This window comes from Rugamonas rivuli, from assembly GCF_009380165.1.
Taxonomy (GTDB): Bacteria; Pseudomonadota; Gammaproteobacteria; order Burkholderiales; family Burkholderiaceae_D; genus Rugamonas; species Rugamonas rivuli.
The window spans coordinates 104,717-117,888 of record NZ_WHUF01000007.1; the positions used below are offsets into that span (position 1 = coordinate 104,717).

10 protein-coding genes are annotated in these 13,172 nt (G+C 65.1%); 1 reads left to right on the forward strand and 9 read right to left on the reverse strand.

The annotated features are described in order from the left end of the window. Positions 1 to 46: 46 nt before the first annotated feature. The 3 genes from GEV01_RS24250 to GEV01_RS24260 all read right to left on the reverse strand — a co-directional run bounded on the left by GEV01_RS24250 (position 47) and on the right by GEV01_RS24260 (position 7,049). Positions 47 to 2,422 carry a catecholate siderophore receptor Fiu gene (locus GEV01_RS24250; RefSeq protein WP_152808027.1) on the reverse strand — a complete coding sequence of 792 codons (2,376 nt, stop codon included), beginning with the start codon at positions 2,420 to 2,422 and terminating at the stop codon, positions 47 to 49. Positions 2,423 to 2,653: 231 nt separating this feature from the next. After that, positions 2,654 to 6,211, reverse strand: a complete 3,558-nt coding sequence (locus GEV01_RS24255) for a response regulator (RefSeq protein ID WP_152808028.1) — start codon at positions 6,209 to 6,211, stop codon at positions 2,654 to 2,656. 91 nt (positions 6,212 to 6,302) lie between these two features. Beyond that, on the reverse strand, positions 6,303 to 7,049 hold the full coding sequence (locus GEV01_RS24260; RefSeq protein WP_152808029.1) for an alpha/beta fold hydrolase: 747 nt from the start codon (positions 7,047 to 7,049) through the stop codon (positions 6,303 to 6,305). 224 nt (positions 7,050 to 7,273) lie between these two features. Between GEV01_RS24260 and fnr the strand changes: the two genes are divergently transcribed. After that, positions 7,274 to 8,032 carry a fumarate/nitrate reduction transcriptional regulator Fnr gene (gene fnr / locus GEV01_RS24265; RefSeq protein ID WP_070268356.1) on the forward strand — a complete coding sequence of 253 codons (759 nt, stop codon included), beginning with the start codon at positions 7,274 to 7,276 and terminating at the stop codon, positions 8,030 to 8,032. Here the strand turns inward: fnr and GEV01_RS24270 are convergent, their stop codons facing one another. From GEV01_RS24270 to ccoN, 6 genes are read right to left on the reverse strand one after another with little or no spacing between them, the layout of a single operon-like run. Continuing rightward, positions 8,033 to 8,557, reverse strand: a complete 525-nt coding sequence (locus GEV01_RS24270) for a FixH family protein (protein ID WP_152808030.1) — start codon at positions 8,555 to 8,557, stop codon at positions 8,033 to 8,035. 10 nt (positions 8,558 to 8,567) lie between these two features. Then, positions 8,568 to 9,953 (reverse strand): cytochrome c oxidase accessory protein CcoG, encoded by a 1,386-nt coding sequence (gene ccoG / locus GEV01_RS24275; protein WP_152808031.1) that lies wholly within the window; start codon positions 9,951 to 9,953, stop codon positions 8,568 to 8,570. Next, positions 9,950 to 10,903 (reverse strand): cytochrome-c oxidase, cbb3-type subunit III, encoded by a 954-nt coding sequence (gene ccoP, locus GEV01_RS24280; protein ID WP_152808032.1) that lies wholly within the window; start codon positions 10,901 to 10,903, stop codon positions 9,950 to 9,952. The genes ccoG and ccoP overlap by 4 nt, the downstream gene beginning before the upstream one ends. Beyond that, positions 10,896 to 11,063 carry a cbb3-type cytochrome oxidase subunit 3 gene (locus GEV01_RS24285; RefSeq protein WP_152808033.1) on the reverse strand — a complete coding sequence of 56 codons (168 nt, stop codon included), beginning with the start codon at positions 11,061 to 11,063 and terminating at the stop codon, positions 10,896 to 10,898. The genes ccoP and GEV01_RS24285 overlap by 8 nt, the downstream gene beginning before the upstream one ends. Before the next feature lies 1 nt (position 11,064). Then, positions 11,065 to 11,679: a cytochrome-c oxidase, cbb3-type subunit II gene (gene ccoO, locus GEV01_RS24290; protein ID WP_152808034.1), complete on the reverse strand. Its 615-nt coding sequence runs from the start codon at positions 11,677 to 11,679 to the stop codon at positions 11,065 to 11,067. A gap of 14 nt (positions 11,680 to 11,693) precedes the next feature. Next, positions 11,694 to 13,121, reverse strand: a complete 1,428-nt coding sequence (gene ccoN / locus GEV01_RS24295; protein ID WP_008443253.1) for a cytochrome-c oxidase, cbb3-type subunit I — start codon at positions 13,119 to 13,121, stop codon at positions 11,694 to 11,696. Between the last annotated feature and the right edge of the window lie 51 nt (positions 13,122 to 13,172).

The window sequence follows — 13,172 nt, forward strand, 5'->3', positions numbered from 1 at the left end:
AGCCCCGCCGGTGAGGGCGGGGCCAGCATAACAGCTGCGCTGTCGCTTAGAACTTGAAGTTGGCGGTCAGGCTGGCCGAGCGCGGTGCGCCCGGGGTGTAGCGGTAGCCCGACTTGTTGATCGCCTGCACGTACTGCGTGTCGGCCAGGTTGTAGACGTTCAGGCGCAGATCGACGTGCTTGTTGACCGGGTACGAAGCCATGGCGTCGTACACCCAGTACGAATCGGCGTAGGCCGGGGTGCCGACGGCGCCGTCGGTGCCGCGCATCAGCTTGTCGCTGAAGCGGGCGCCGCCGCCGATCTGCAGGCCCATCGGCAGCGTGTACGAGGTCCACAGCGTGAACGCCTGTTTCGGCGTGTAGCTCAGCAGGTTGTCGCCGGCAGCGGTGACCACCTTGCCGGACACCACCTGGGTCGACATGCGGGTGTAGCCCGCGCTGACCAGCCAGTTGCGCAGGATTTCGCCGGTCACGCCCAGCTCGACGCCCTGCACGCGCTTCTTGCCGGTCTGGAAGAAGTTGGCCGCGTTGTTCGGGTCGACTTCGATCTCGTTGCGCACGTCGGTGCGGTAGGCTGCGGCCGACAGCGACAGTTTCTGCTTCAGCAGATCCCACTTGGTGCCCAGCTCGTAGCTGGTGGTGATTTGCGGATCGTAGTTCGGGTTGGACGCGCTGTTGGCGGCCGAGCTCAGCGTGAAGTTGTTGCCGCCCGGCGGCGCTTTCGACGTCGCCACCAGGGCGTAGACGCTGCTGTCGGCGGTCGGCTTGTACAGCGCCGACAGTTTGCCGTTGAGCAGGTTGTCCGAGGCCGTCAGCGAGCTGCCCAGCAGCGTGCCGACCGGGATGGTTTGCGGCGTGGCCGTGCCCTGCACCGTGACGCCGTTGTAGGTGGTGTTGTAGTGGTCCAGACGCACGCCGGCGTTGAAGATCCACTGGTCGCCCAGCTTGGCGGTGTCGAACACGTACAGGCTCTGGGTGTTGGTGGTGCCGTCGCCGCGGGCGCCGTTGCGCACGGTGCTCACCTGCGCGGCCGTCACCGGCTGGCTGCTGTCCGGATGGTAGATGCTGACCAGCGGCAGGCCGGTCGCGCCCGGCGCATTGACGTTGGTGTAGTTGGTCTGCTTCTCGTTGATCAGCTCGATACCGGCCACCACCGTGTGCTTCATGCCGGCGCCGTCGAAGTCGGCGGTGACGGTGGTCTGGTTGGTCAGGATTTCGTTCAGCTGGTCTTTGTAGTTCAGGTTGGTGCGCGCCATCATCCAGCTGTCCGGATTGGAGCCGGCGACGACGCCGCGCAGGTTGGCGCCGGTCGACATGAACGAGGTCAGCAGGTAGTCCTGCTTGGTGCGGCCGTAGCGGGTGGTGCTTTGCAGCTTGGCGCCGCCGGCGAAGTCATGCTCGATGCGGGCGGTGAACATGTCGGCCTTGACCTTGTCGAAGTCCAGCACCGAACCGTAGAAGTTCTTCGGATCGACCGCCTTGGCGCCGGCCATGAAGTCGAAGCTCGGGCCGAACACGGCCGGCTTGCCGCCGGCGGCCGGGGTGATGACGACCGGCGCCGGCGGGGTCCAGCCCGGCAGGCCGATGGTCAGCACGCCGCCGTCGGGGATGTTGTCCTGGCTGACGTGCAGGTAGTTCAGGTAGACGCGGGTCGGACCGTTCAGGCCGAAGGCGACCGACGGCGCGATCGCCCAGCGCTTGTTCTTGACCACGTCGCGCCCTGGATTGCCGCTGTCCTGGTCGAGCAGGTTGAGGCGGAAGGCGGTGCCGGTGTCGGCGTTGATGACCTTGTTCAGGTCGGCGGTGGCGCGCTTCTGGCTGCCGCTGCCGACGGTGACGGAACCGAGGTAGGCGTCTTCCATCAGCGGCTTCTTGCTGACCAGGTTGATCGAGCCGGTCGGCGAGCTGCGGCCGTTGTCGGTGCCGGCCGGGCCTTTGAGCACGTCGATCTGTTCGATGTTGAAGGTGTCGCGCGAGATCGAGCCGACATCGCGCACGCCGTCCACGTAGATGCTGCTGGAGGCGTCGAAGCCGCGCATGTAGACGCCGTCGCCGGTGGTGGTGCTGCCGTTTTCGCCCAGGAAGAAGGCGCCCACGCCCGGGGTGTTGCGCAGCGCTTCGGTCAGCGTGACGGCGCCTTGCTGGTCGATCAGTTCTTTCTTGATGACGTTCAGGGTCTGGGCGGTGTCGACCAGTTTCTCGGTGTACTTGGCGGACGAGGCTTTGTCGGCCTTGAAGTCGTTGATGGCGTTGCCGGTGACTTTGACTTCCTGCAGCGTCTGGTTGCTGCCGGCCACGATGACCGGATCGACGCCGGCGTCGGCGGCGTGCGCGGCGACCGGGAGCAGCATCACGGCCAATGCCGCGCTCATTTGCTGGTTGAAGCGCGATTGCGCGTGTTTGCGACTCTTAATCATTTGCATCTTTCTTCCGAGAATGTAGGCGGCTGGCTGCGCTGAGGTGTAGCGTTCTGGCGTCTGGCTGCCGGATCATGGCGATTTAATGCGTGAGATTGTAACAACGAAGCTCACATATGTAAATGCGAATTATTATCAATAACATTTCGTTATGTGAAAAAAGACAGCGCCCCTGGCCGTGGCCGGGGGCGCAGATGGTGACAAATGTAAAGATGGAGGGGAATTACAGCTGTGCGATTACAGCTGTTCGCGTTCCAGCCAGGCGCGGGCCTGGGCCAGCGTCAGTTCCAGCTCGTCGCAGACGGTCTGGTAGCGCTGCGCCAGCTCTTCGTCGCGCTGCTCGTTGATGGCGTTCTCGGCGTCCACGGTGGCCTGGATCAGGCGCTTGGCGCCCAGCACGCCGACGGCGCCGCGCAGGCTGTGGAACAGGCGGGCGGCGTCGCGCAGCCGCCCTTCCTGCAGCGCCGCGCCGGCCTCCTCCACCGGCGTCATGCCGGTGTCGACCGCGCCGCGCACCATCTTGGCCATCACGGCGCGGCCCTTGGCGTCCTTGCCCATCACCCGCATCAGGGCGTCCATGTTGAAGATGCTGGCCTCGCCGGCCGGCATGGCCGCCGCGGCGGGCTTGACCAGCACCGGTTCCGGCATCGGCGCCGCTATCGGTGCGGCGGCCGCGGCCATGGCGGCCAGCAGGTCGTCTTCGGCGGCCGTTGTCGCCGGCGCGGCCGGGGCCGCAGCAGGAGCAGGGGCAGGCAGGTGGCGCAGCAGCACCTCCAGCATTTCCTCGACTTCGATCGGCTTGGGGATGAAATCGGTGATGCCGGCCTCCTGGCTGCGGTGGCGCTCGGAACCGAGCACGCCCGCCGTCATCGCGATGATGGGCAGGGTCAGGCGCAGCTGCTGGCGCAGGATGCGGGTGGCGGTGAAGCCGTCCATCACCGGCATCTGCATGTCCATCAGCACCAGGTCGTAGCGGCTGGCGCCGGCGCGCAGGCGCTCGACCGCCTGGCGGCCGTCGCCGACCACGTCCAGCGTCGCGCCCGCGTGTTCGAGGATGCCGCGCGCCACCACCTGGTTCAGCGCATTGTCTTCCACCAGCAGGAAATGGCGGCCGGCCAGGCTGCCGGCGATGCTGGCGTCGGCCACCGGCTGCGGCTGGCCGTCGCTCTTGGCCACCAGCGCCTGGTGCAGCGCGTCGAACAGGTTGGAACTGGTGATGGGCTTGACCAGCACCACGTCCGCTTCCGGCGCGTTGGAGATTTCCTCCACATGGTCGCGGGCGAAGGCGTTGACCATCACCACGATGGGCTGCTTGCCGCCCCCCGCCGCCTCGCGGATGCCCTTGGCCGTGGCCAGCCCGTCCATGCCGGGCATGTGCCAGTCGGCCAGCACCACGTCGTAGGTCTGCTGCGACTGCTGGCTCTGGCGGTAGCGGTGCAGCGCGGCCGCGCCGGAATCGACCTCGTCCGCATGCCAGCCCCAGGCCCGTATCAGCTTGGCGATCACTTCGCGGCTGGTGCGGTTGTCGTCGGCCACCAGCAGGCGCAGATTGCCCAGCGCCGGCTTGCGGCGCTCGTCCGGCAGCTCCGGCAGCACGTCGAACGGCAGGCTGAACCAGAAGGAAGTGCCACGCCCCTGGGTGCTGCTGACGGCGATCTGCCCGCCCATCAGCTCGATCAATCGCTTGGTGATGGCCAGGCCCAGGCCGGTGCCGCCGAAGCGCCGCGTGATGCTCTGGTCGCCCTGCGAGAAGGCCTGGAACAGTTGCGCCAGCTGGGTTTCGGTCATGCCCATGCCGGTGTCGCGCACCTCGAAGCGCAGCAGCGCGTGGCCCTCGTCGCGCGCGCTGAGCTCGACGCTGACCACCACCTCGCCCTGCTCGGTGAACTTGATGGCGTTGCCGGCCAGGTTGACCAGGATTTGCTGCAGCCGCATGGAATCGCCGCGCAGGTGGCGCGGCACGGCCGGGTCGACGCTGATCGCCAGCTCCAGTTCCTTGTCGCTGGCGTTCATGGTCATCAGCGTGGCCAGCGAGTTCATGGTGTCGTCCAGCGCGAAGTCCACCGGCGACAGTTCCATGTGGCGCGCCTCGATCTTGGAGAAATCCAGCACGTCGTTGAGGATGCCCAGCAGCGACTGGCCCGACACCCGCACCATGCTCAGGTATTTGCGCTGCTGCGGCGTCAGCGGCGTATTGCCGAGCAGGTAGACCATGCCCAGCACGGCGTTCATCGGCGTGCGGATTTCATGGCTCATATTGGCCACGAACTCGCTCTTGGCGCGGTTGGCCGCCTCGGCGCGGTCGCGCTCGCGCTCCAGCTCCTCGGCGCGTGCTTCCACTTCCAGCCGCAGCCGGTGGCGTTCGGTGATGTCGGAGATCACCGCCAGCACCTTGGTGCCCTGGTCGGTGCGCACCGCGCTCAGGTTGATCTCGACCGGGAACTCGCTGCCGTCCTTGCGCAAGCCGTACAGCACGCTGCCGTCGCCCATGCGCACCGGCTCGGCGCTGAGGCGCTCGGCGAAGAATTTGACGCGGTGGGCGGCGTGCTGGCCGCGCAGGCGTTCCGGCACCAGCATTTCCAGCGGCTGGCCCAGCACGGCGTCGCGCTCGTAGCCGAAGTAGCGCTCGCCCTCGCGGTTGAAGGTTTCGATGCGGCCGTCGACGCCGACCACGACGATGGCGTTCGGTGCGAACTCGACCAGGCTTTGCAGGCGGGCGTCGGCCGCCAGGCGTTCGTGCATCAGCTCGTTGAAGGCGGTGGTCAGCTGGCCGACCTCGTCCTGTCCCTGGGTGGGCAGCGGCGTGAAGCGGGCGGGGTTGTCGCGCAGGGCGACGATGGCGTCGCGCAGCCGTATCAGCGGCGCCAGCAGGCGCAGCGTCAGCCAGCCGATCAGCGCGGCGGCCGCCAGCGAGGCCAGGCCGCCCCACAGCAGCAGCCGGTACAGCACGCCGTTGAAGGGCTCGAACGCTTCCTCGGCCGGCAGCGAGGCGGCCAGCACCCAGTCCACCGACTTCAGCGCCTTGTAGCTGTTGAGGGTGCGCTTGCCGGCGCCGTTGACGCTGTCGATCGTGCCTTCGAAGTCCTGCTCCAGCGCCTGGGTGGTGGCGGGGTTGGCGTTGGGCTGGCGCGGCTTGAGCAGGCGGCTCAGTTCGGGATGCAGCACGTACACCGGATGCGGGCCGCGGGTCAGCGCGAAGTAGTAGCCGGTGCGGCCGACCTTGGCGTTGCGCAGGTGGCCCAGCAGATTGTCCTTGTACAGCCGCAGCACGCCGACCAGCAGGCACACCACGTCGCCGTTGGCGTCCAGCACCGGCGCCACCATCTGCACGATGGGCTGCTTGCCGGCGCGGCCGATCAGCGGCTCGGTGATCAGCGGCTTGCGGGCGCGCATCACGGTCTTGAAGTAGGCGCGGTCGGAGGCGTCGATGCCGGCGCGGCCCGGCACCTCGGGCAGGTCGGCGATCACCGTGCCCTCGGGGTTGATCACCAGCAGGTCGTCGAACAGCGCCAGCACGGCGCGGTCCTGGTAGTAGGTACGCAGCTGGCCGGGATTGTGGGCGATGGCGGCAGGCGTGTTACGCGCCGACACGGCGATGATATCGAGCAGCATCAACAGCTTGTCGTCGAGCTCCTCGGCGGTGCGGTTGATCAGCCCCGTCTGCTGCGTGAACAGCACCCGGGTGAAGTCGTCCTGCATGCGATGGGTTTGCACCACCGTCACCAGCGCGATCATCAGGACCGAAGTGATGCTGGTTGCGAGCGCAACTTTTGCCTTGATGCCAAGTGACTTCATTTCATCCTTAGTAGGCGAGGCCGGGCGAGATTGGAAAAAATATGAAAATGCTAGCAAATTCTCCTATCAAAGCCCGGCCTTGGCAACAGGATTAACGCTGGGCGGCGGCGATGATCACTTCGGCGACCTTGGCCGGCTGCGAAACCATGGGCACGTGGCTGGTTTTCAGCGTGACGGTGGTGGCGTTGAGCTTCTTGGCGAAGGCTTGCTGCAGCGCCGGCGCGATCATGCGGTCGTTGGCGGCGGCGATGTAGTAGTTGGGCTTGGTTTTCCACGCCGCCACGGTGGTGACGTCGCCGAAGGCCTTGGAGTTGATCGGGCCCTGGGTGGCGGCGATCAGCGCGGCGGTGGCCGGCGGCACGTCCGGCGCGAAGTTCTTGGCGACCGAGTCGGCAGGCAGCCACAGGTAGCCGGCGGCGTCGGCCTGCAGCGTGGCGATGCCGGGCGGCACGGCGTAGTCCTTGCCCAGGTTGGCGGTGGCCTCGCCTTCGGACGGCGCGAACGCGGCCACATAGACCAGGGCCTTGATTTTATCGCTGGTGCCGGCCTGGGTGATGACGGTGCCGCCCCACGAGTGGCCGACCAGCACCACCTTGCCGGTTTGCGCATCGACCACGCGCTGGGTGGCGGCGACGTCGTCGGCCAGCGAGCTCAGCGGGTTCTGCACGGCCACCACTTTCAAGCCTTTGGCCTGCAGCAGTGGAATGACCTTGTCCCAGCTGGAACCATCGGCGAACGCGCCGTGGACCAGGACGACGGTGGTGTCGGCGGCCGGGGCGGCGGCCTGGGCGGCGAATGCGGATGCCAGCAGTGCGGTAGCGATCAGGGTGCGTTTCATGATGTTTCCTTTCAGTTGGTGGGTTGTTTTGTTTGTTGGCGATCAAATAGTGTGCTACTTGATGTGTTGAACTATAGCTCACAATTTAATCGCATGCAAGCTAAAAATTCTAAATATTTTGTGATACTTCAAGTTGCATGCAGCAAGCTGCACGGGGCGGAAATACTTGATCGGCTAACTGCGGCATCAGCCACAAATGACGACAAATGGTCTACACTGGCTGCATGATACGAGAACTTCCAGAGCTGGTCCTGCCCAGCGCCACCATCGAGATCCTCAAGGCCAGTTGCGCGACCTGCAGCATGCACCAGCTGTGTTTGCCCATGGGGCTGGACAACAACGACATGGACCGGCTCGACCAGATCATCGGCCGCCGGCGCAAAGTTGCGCGCGGCGCCACGCTGTTCCGCATCGGCGATCCCTTCCAGAGCCTGTTTGCGATACGGCTGGGCCATTTCAAGACCTACCAGGTCAACCGCGAGGGCGCCGAACAGATCACCGGCTTCCAGATGGCCGGCGAACTGCTGGGCATGGACGCCATCAGCACCGACCTGCACCATTGCACCGCCGTGGCGCTGGAAGACAGCGAAGTGTGCGAGATTCCTTTCGGCAGCCTGCAACAACTGCTGGCCGATATGCCGACGCTGCTGCGCCACTTCCACCGCATGATGAGCCAGGAAATCACGCGCGAGCAAAGCGTGATGCTGTTGCTGGGGAATATGCAGGCGACCCAGCGTTTTGCCGCCTTCCTGATCAACCTGTCGTCGCGCTACGAGGCGCGCGGCTACTCGCCGAACACCTTCCAGCTGCGCATGTCGCGCGAGGAAATCGGCAACTACCTGGGGCTGACGATCGAGAGCATCAGCCGTTTGCTGTCCAAGTTCAAGAAGGAAAGCCTGCTGCGCGTGAGCAACCGCGAGATCGAGTTGCTCGACGTGCCGACGCTGAAAGCCATCACCGCCGGCATGCAGACCTGTGCCTGATTAGTTGTCGGCCTGCAGCGTCACCTGGCGCTGCGCCGGCCAGGTCCATGCGCCGGCCAGCCGCCAGTCGCGTTTCTCGCCCTCCACCAGCACCACCCAGCGGCTGCGCTCCAGCATCGGCAGATTGATCTGGAACGCGCCGAACTCGTCCGGCTGCACCACCAGCTGGATATCCTTCTCCGGCAGCGTCGCGTGCGACAGGTGGACGAACAGCCGCTCGCTCCGGCCCTGGTCGCTGCTATTGCGCCGCAGCTGGCCGTTTAGCGTGCCGGTAGTGGCGTCGTAGCCCAGCGCCATCGACAGGCCCAGCGTCGAGGCCAGGCGGTCCCGCCGCAAGTCCTGGTTGATGGCCTTGCCCTGCTTGTAGTAATCGCCCACCACCAGCGCGTCCTGCTGCGAGTAAGCCAGATAGCCGGTGTAGCTGCCGGCCACCACCACCACGGCCGGACCCAGCATCAGCAGCCACGGCCAGCGCTGCTTCCACCACGGCGTCGTCGGCGCTTGCGCCATCATCGATACGCTCATCTTGCTCTCCTTAGCGCGGCACGAAGAATACCGCGTGTTCCTTCACATGCAGCGACGGCTGGTCGACTGCGGTCAGTTCGATTTCGATCTTGTTCGAGCCCGGCTGTCCGGCGCCGTGCGCGGTGCGCAGGCGGATCGGATACGCCTTGGTCTCGGTGCCTTCCACCCGCACCTCTTCCGGCGTCACCTGCGACAGCGTGGCCAGGCCGCCGACGCGGATGCGGTAGGTGTGCGCCTGCTCCGTCGTGTTCATGATCTGCAGGCGGTAGACGTTTTCGATCATGCCCTCCTCGACCTCGCGCCCCATGGCGCCGCGGTCGCGTATCACGTCCAGCTTGAGCGGCGTACGCAGCCACAGCGCGACGCCGACCGCCGCCACGATCAGCGCCAGGATGCCGGCGTAGATCTTCACGCGGGGCCGCAGCGTGCGCTGGCGGATCTCGGTCGGCGTGTAGTGCATCATCAGCGCGCGCTCGGTGCTGTAGCGGATCAGGCCGCGCGGTTGGCCGATCTTGTCCATCACGCCGTTGCAGGCGTCGACGCAGGCGGCGCAACCGATGCACTCGTACTGCAAGCCCTTGCGGATATCGATGCCGGTCGGGCACACCTGCACGCACAGGCTGCAGTCGATGCACGAGCCGCCGTTGACCTCATCGCGCTTGCTGAGCGGCGCGCGAGGTTCGCCGCGTTCGCCGTCGTAAGTGATGATCAGCGTATCGCGGTCGAACATCGAACTCTGGAAGCGGGCGTACGGGCACATGTACTTGCACACCTGCTCGCGCAGCCAGCCGGCGTTGCCGTAGGTGGCCAGGCTGTAGAACAGCACCCAGAACCATTCCCACGGGCCGAAGCTCAAAGTCAGCACCTCGTTGCCCAGCAGCTTGATGGGCGTGAAGTAGCCGACGAAGGTAAAGCCGGTCCACAGCGCCACCGCGCCCCAGGCCAGGTGCTTGGCGCTCTTCTTGCCGAACTTGGCCGGCGACATCGGCCGCCGGTCCAGCGCCATGCGCGCGCTGCGCTTGCCTTCGATCTTGCGTTCTATCCACAGGAAGATTTCGGTATAAACCGTTTGCGGACAGGCGAAGCCGCACCACACCCGCCCCGCCACCGCGGTGGCGAGGAACAGCAGGTAGGCGCAGATGATCAGCAGCGCCGCCAGGTAGATGAAGTCCTGCGGCCACAAGACCAGGCCGAAGATGTAGAACTTGCGCGCCGCCAGATCGAACAGCAGGGCCTGGCGGCCGTTCCACTGCATCCACGGCGTGCAGTAGAACGCCAGCTGCGTCAGCCAAACGCACAGCCAGCGCAGGCGGGCGTAGCGGCCCGAGGTTTCGCGCGGATAGATTTCCTCGCGCGCCGCATACATCTTGATGACTTGTGGTGCAGGATCGTTCATTTTGCTGCCGTGGCGGTTTCTGTCGCCGCCGCGACCGGTGAGGGTTCAACATGGTTGACGTCGTTCGACAAGCTCCACACATAGGCGGCCAATACGTGCACCTTGGCGTCGCCGAGGAAGTCCGCGAACGCCGGCATGGTGGTGCTGCGGCCCTTGCGGATGGTTTCCATGATGGTCTCGGCGCTGCCGCCGAACAGCCAGATCTTGTCGGTCAGATTCGGTGCGCCGATGGCCTGGTTGCCGGTGCCGCCCGCGCTGTGGCAAGCCATGCAGGCGCCGAACTTGTCCTTGCCGAACACCGCCTTGATCGGATCGGCGGTCGAGCCGGACAGGCTCAGCACGTAGTGGGCGACGTTTTCCACATCCTTGTCCGAACCCAGCGCCGCGCCCATAGCCGGCATCACGCCGGTGCGGCCGTGCAGGATGGTTTCCTTGATGGTCTCGGGGGCGCCGCCGAACAGCCAGTCCTTGTCGGTCAGGTTGGGGAAGCCCTTGTTGCCGCGCGCATCCGAGCCGTGGCACTGCGCGCAGTAGGTCAGGAACAGGCGTTCGCCGATGGCGTGGGCCTTGGGATCGGCCGCCACCTTTTTCAGATCCTGCTTCTGGTATTGCGCGAACAGCGGGCCGTAGTCGTTCTCGGCCTGCTTCAGCTCGGCCTGGTACTGGCCCGAGGATTTCCAGCCCAGCTTGCCGGCATAGCTGCCCAGGCCGGGATACAGGACCAGGTAGCCCAGGCTGAAGACGATGGTGATGTAGAACAGCCACATCCACCAGCGCGGCATCGGCGTGTTCAGCTCGCTCAAGTCTTCGTCCCACACGTGGCCGGTGGTTTCGCCGGCCTTGCCCTTGATCTTCGATTGCGAGAACAGCAGCACGCCGCAGCCGATGATGCCGAGCAGGGTCAGCACGACGATGTACATGTCCCAGAAACCGTTGGTGAAATCAGCCATGGCCGTGCTCCTTCTCGTCGTCGAACGGCAGCTGGGCCGCCGTGGCGAAGTCGGCTTCCTTGTTGTGGATGAAGGCCCACCACAGGATGCCGGCAAATGTGATGAAGGAAATCACCGTCATCACGCTGCTGGCGCGATCAAACAGGGTATCGATAGCCATGCTAGTTCCTCGTCTTGATTAATGTGCCCAGGCCTTGCAGGTAGGCGACCAGGGCGTCTTCTTCGGTCTTGTCTTTGAGCTCGTCCGGTGCGGCGGCGATCTCGGCGTCGGTGTAGGGATCGCCCAGGCGCTTGAGCGCCTTCATTTTCGGCACGATCGAGTCCGGCACCAGCGAGGTCTTCGCCAGCCATGGGTAGTTCGGCATATTCGATTCCGGCACCACGTCGCGCGGATTGGCGAGGTGGGTGCGGTGCCATTCATCGCTGTAGCGGCCGCCCACGCGCGCCAGGTCCGGCCCGGTGCGCTTGGAACCCCACTGGAACGGCCGGTCGTAGACGAACTCGCCCGCGACCGAGTAGTGGCCGTAGCGTTCGGTCTCGGCGCGGAACGGACGCACCATCTGCGAGTGGCAGTTGTAGCAGCCTTCGCGTACATAGATGTCGCGGCCGGCGAGGCGCAGCGGCGAGTAAGGCTTCAGGCCCGCCACCGGCTCGGTGGTGGACTTCTGGAAGAACAGCGGCACGATCTCGACGGCGCCGCCGACGCTGACCACCAGCGTCACCAGCGCGATCAGCAGCCAGGGATTTCTCTCGATCCAGTCATGTGAAAATTTCATACTCAGCTCCGATATCAGGCGTGGCCGGCGGTCAGCGCGGGGATGCGCGCCACGGCGGTCTCGCGGTTACGCAAGGTCATCCAGGTGTTGTAGCCCATCACGCACATGCCGCTCAGGTACAGCAGGCCGCCGGCGAAGCGCACCACGTAGTACGGGTAGGTGGCTTTGACGCCTTCGACGAAGGTGTAGGTCAGCGTGCCGTCCGGATTGACTGCGCGCCACATCAGGCCCTGCATCACGCCGGCGATCCACATCGCGGCGATGTACAGCACGATGCCGATGGTGGCGACCCAGAAGTGCAGGTCGATCAGCTTGGTGCTGTACATTTTTTGCTGGCCGGCCAGGCGCGGCAGCAGGTAGTAGATCGAGCCCATGGTGATGAAGCCGACCCAGCCCAGTGCGCCGCCGTGGACGTGGGCGATGCCCCAGTCGGTGTAGTGCGACAGCGCGTTGACGGTCTTGATCGACATCATCGGGCCTTCGAAGGTGGCCATACCGTAGAACGACAGCGAGACGATCATGAACTTCAGGATAGGATCGGTGCGCAGCTTGTGCCAGGCGCCCGACAGCGTCATGATGCCGTTAATCATGCCGCCCCAGCTTGGCGCCAGCAGGATCAGCGAGAACACCATGCCGATCGATTGCGTCCAGTCCGGCAGCGCGGTGTAGTGCAGGTGGTGCGGGCCGGCCCACATGTAGGTGAAGATCAGCGCCCAGAAGTGCACGATCGACAGGCGATACGAGTACACCGGACGTTCGGCCTGTTTCGGGATGAAGTAGTAGACCATGCCCAGGTAGCCGGCGGTCAGGATGAAGCCCACCGCGTTGTGGCCGTACCACCACTGGATCATGGCGTCCTGCACGCCCGAGTAGGCGGAGTAGGATTTGAACAAGGTGGCCGGCATGCTGGCGCCGTTGACTACGTGCAGGATCGTCACGGCGATGATGTAGCCGGCGAAGAACCAGTTGGCGACGTAGACGTGCTTGACCTTACGGGTTAAAAGCGTGCCGAAGAACACCACCGCGTAGGCGATCCACACCACGGCGATCAGCAGCGTGATCGGCCATTCCAGCTCGGCGTATTCCTTGCCGCGGGTCAGGCCCATCGGCAGCGTGACGACGGCGCTGACGATCACCGCTTGCCAGCCCCAGAAGGTGAAGGCGGCCAGCTTGTCCGAAAACAGCCGCACCTGGCAGGTGCGCTGCACGACGTAATAGGACGTCGCGAAAAGTCCGCAGATACCGAACGCGAAAATCACCGCGTTGGTGTGCAGGGGCCGCAGGCGGCCGTAGGTCAACCATGGTATGTCCAGGTTCAACGCCGGCCATGCCAGCTGGGCGGCGATAATGACGCCGACCAGCATGCCGATGATGCCCCAGACCACGGTGGCGATTGCGAATTGCTTCACAATCTTGTAGTTGTAGTTCTGTGCAAGGTCCACTTGAAGTTCTCCCAAGAACGCTTTAATGATGTGTATCAAAGGTTACTTTTG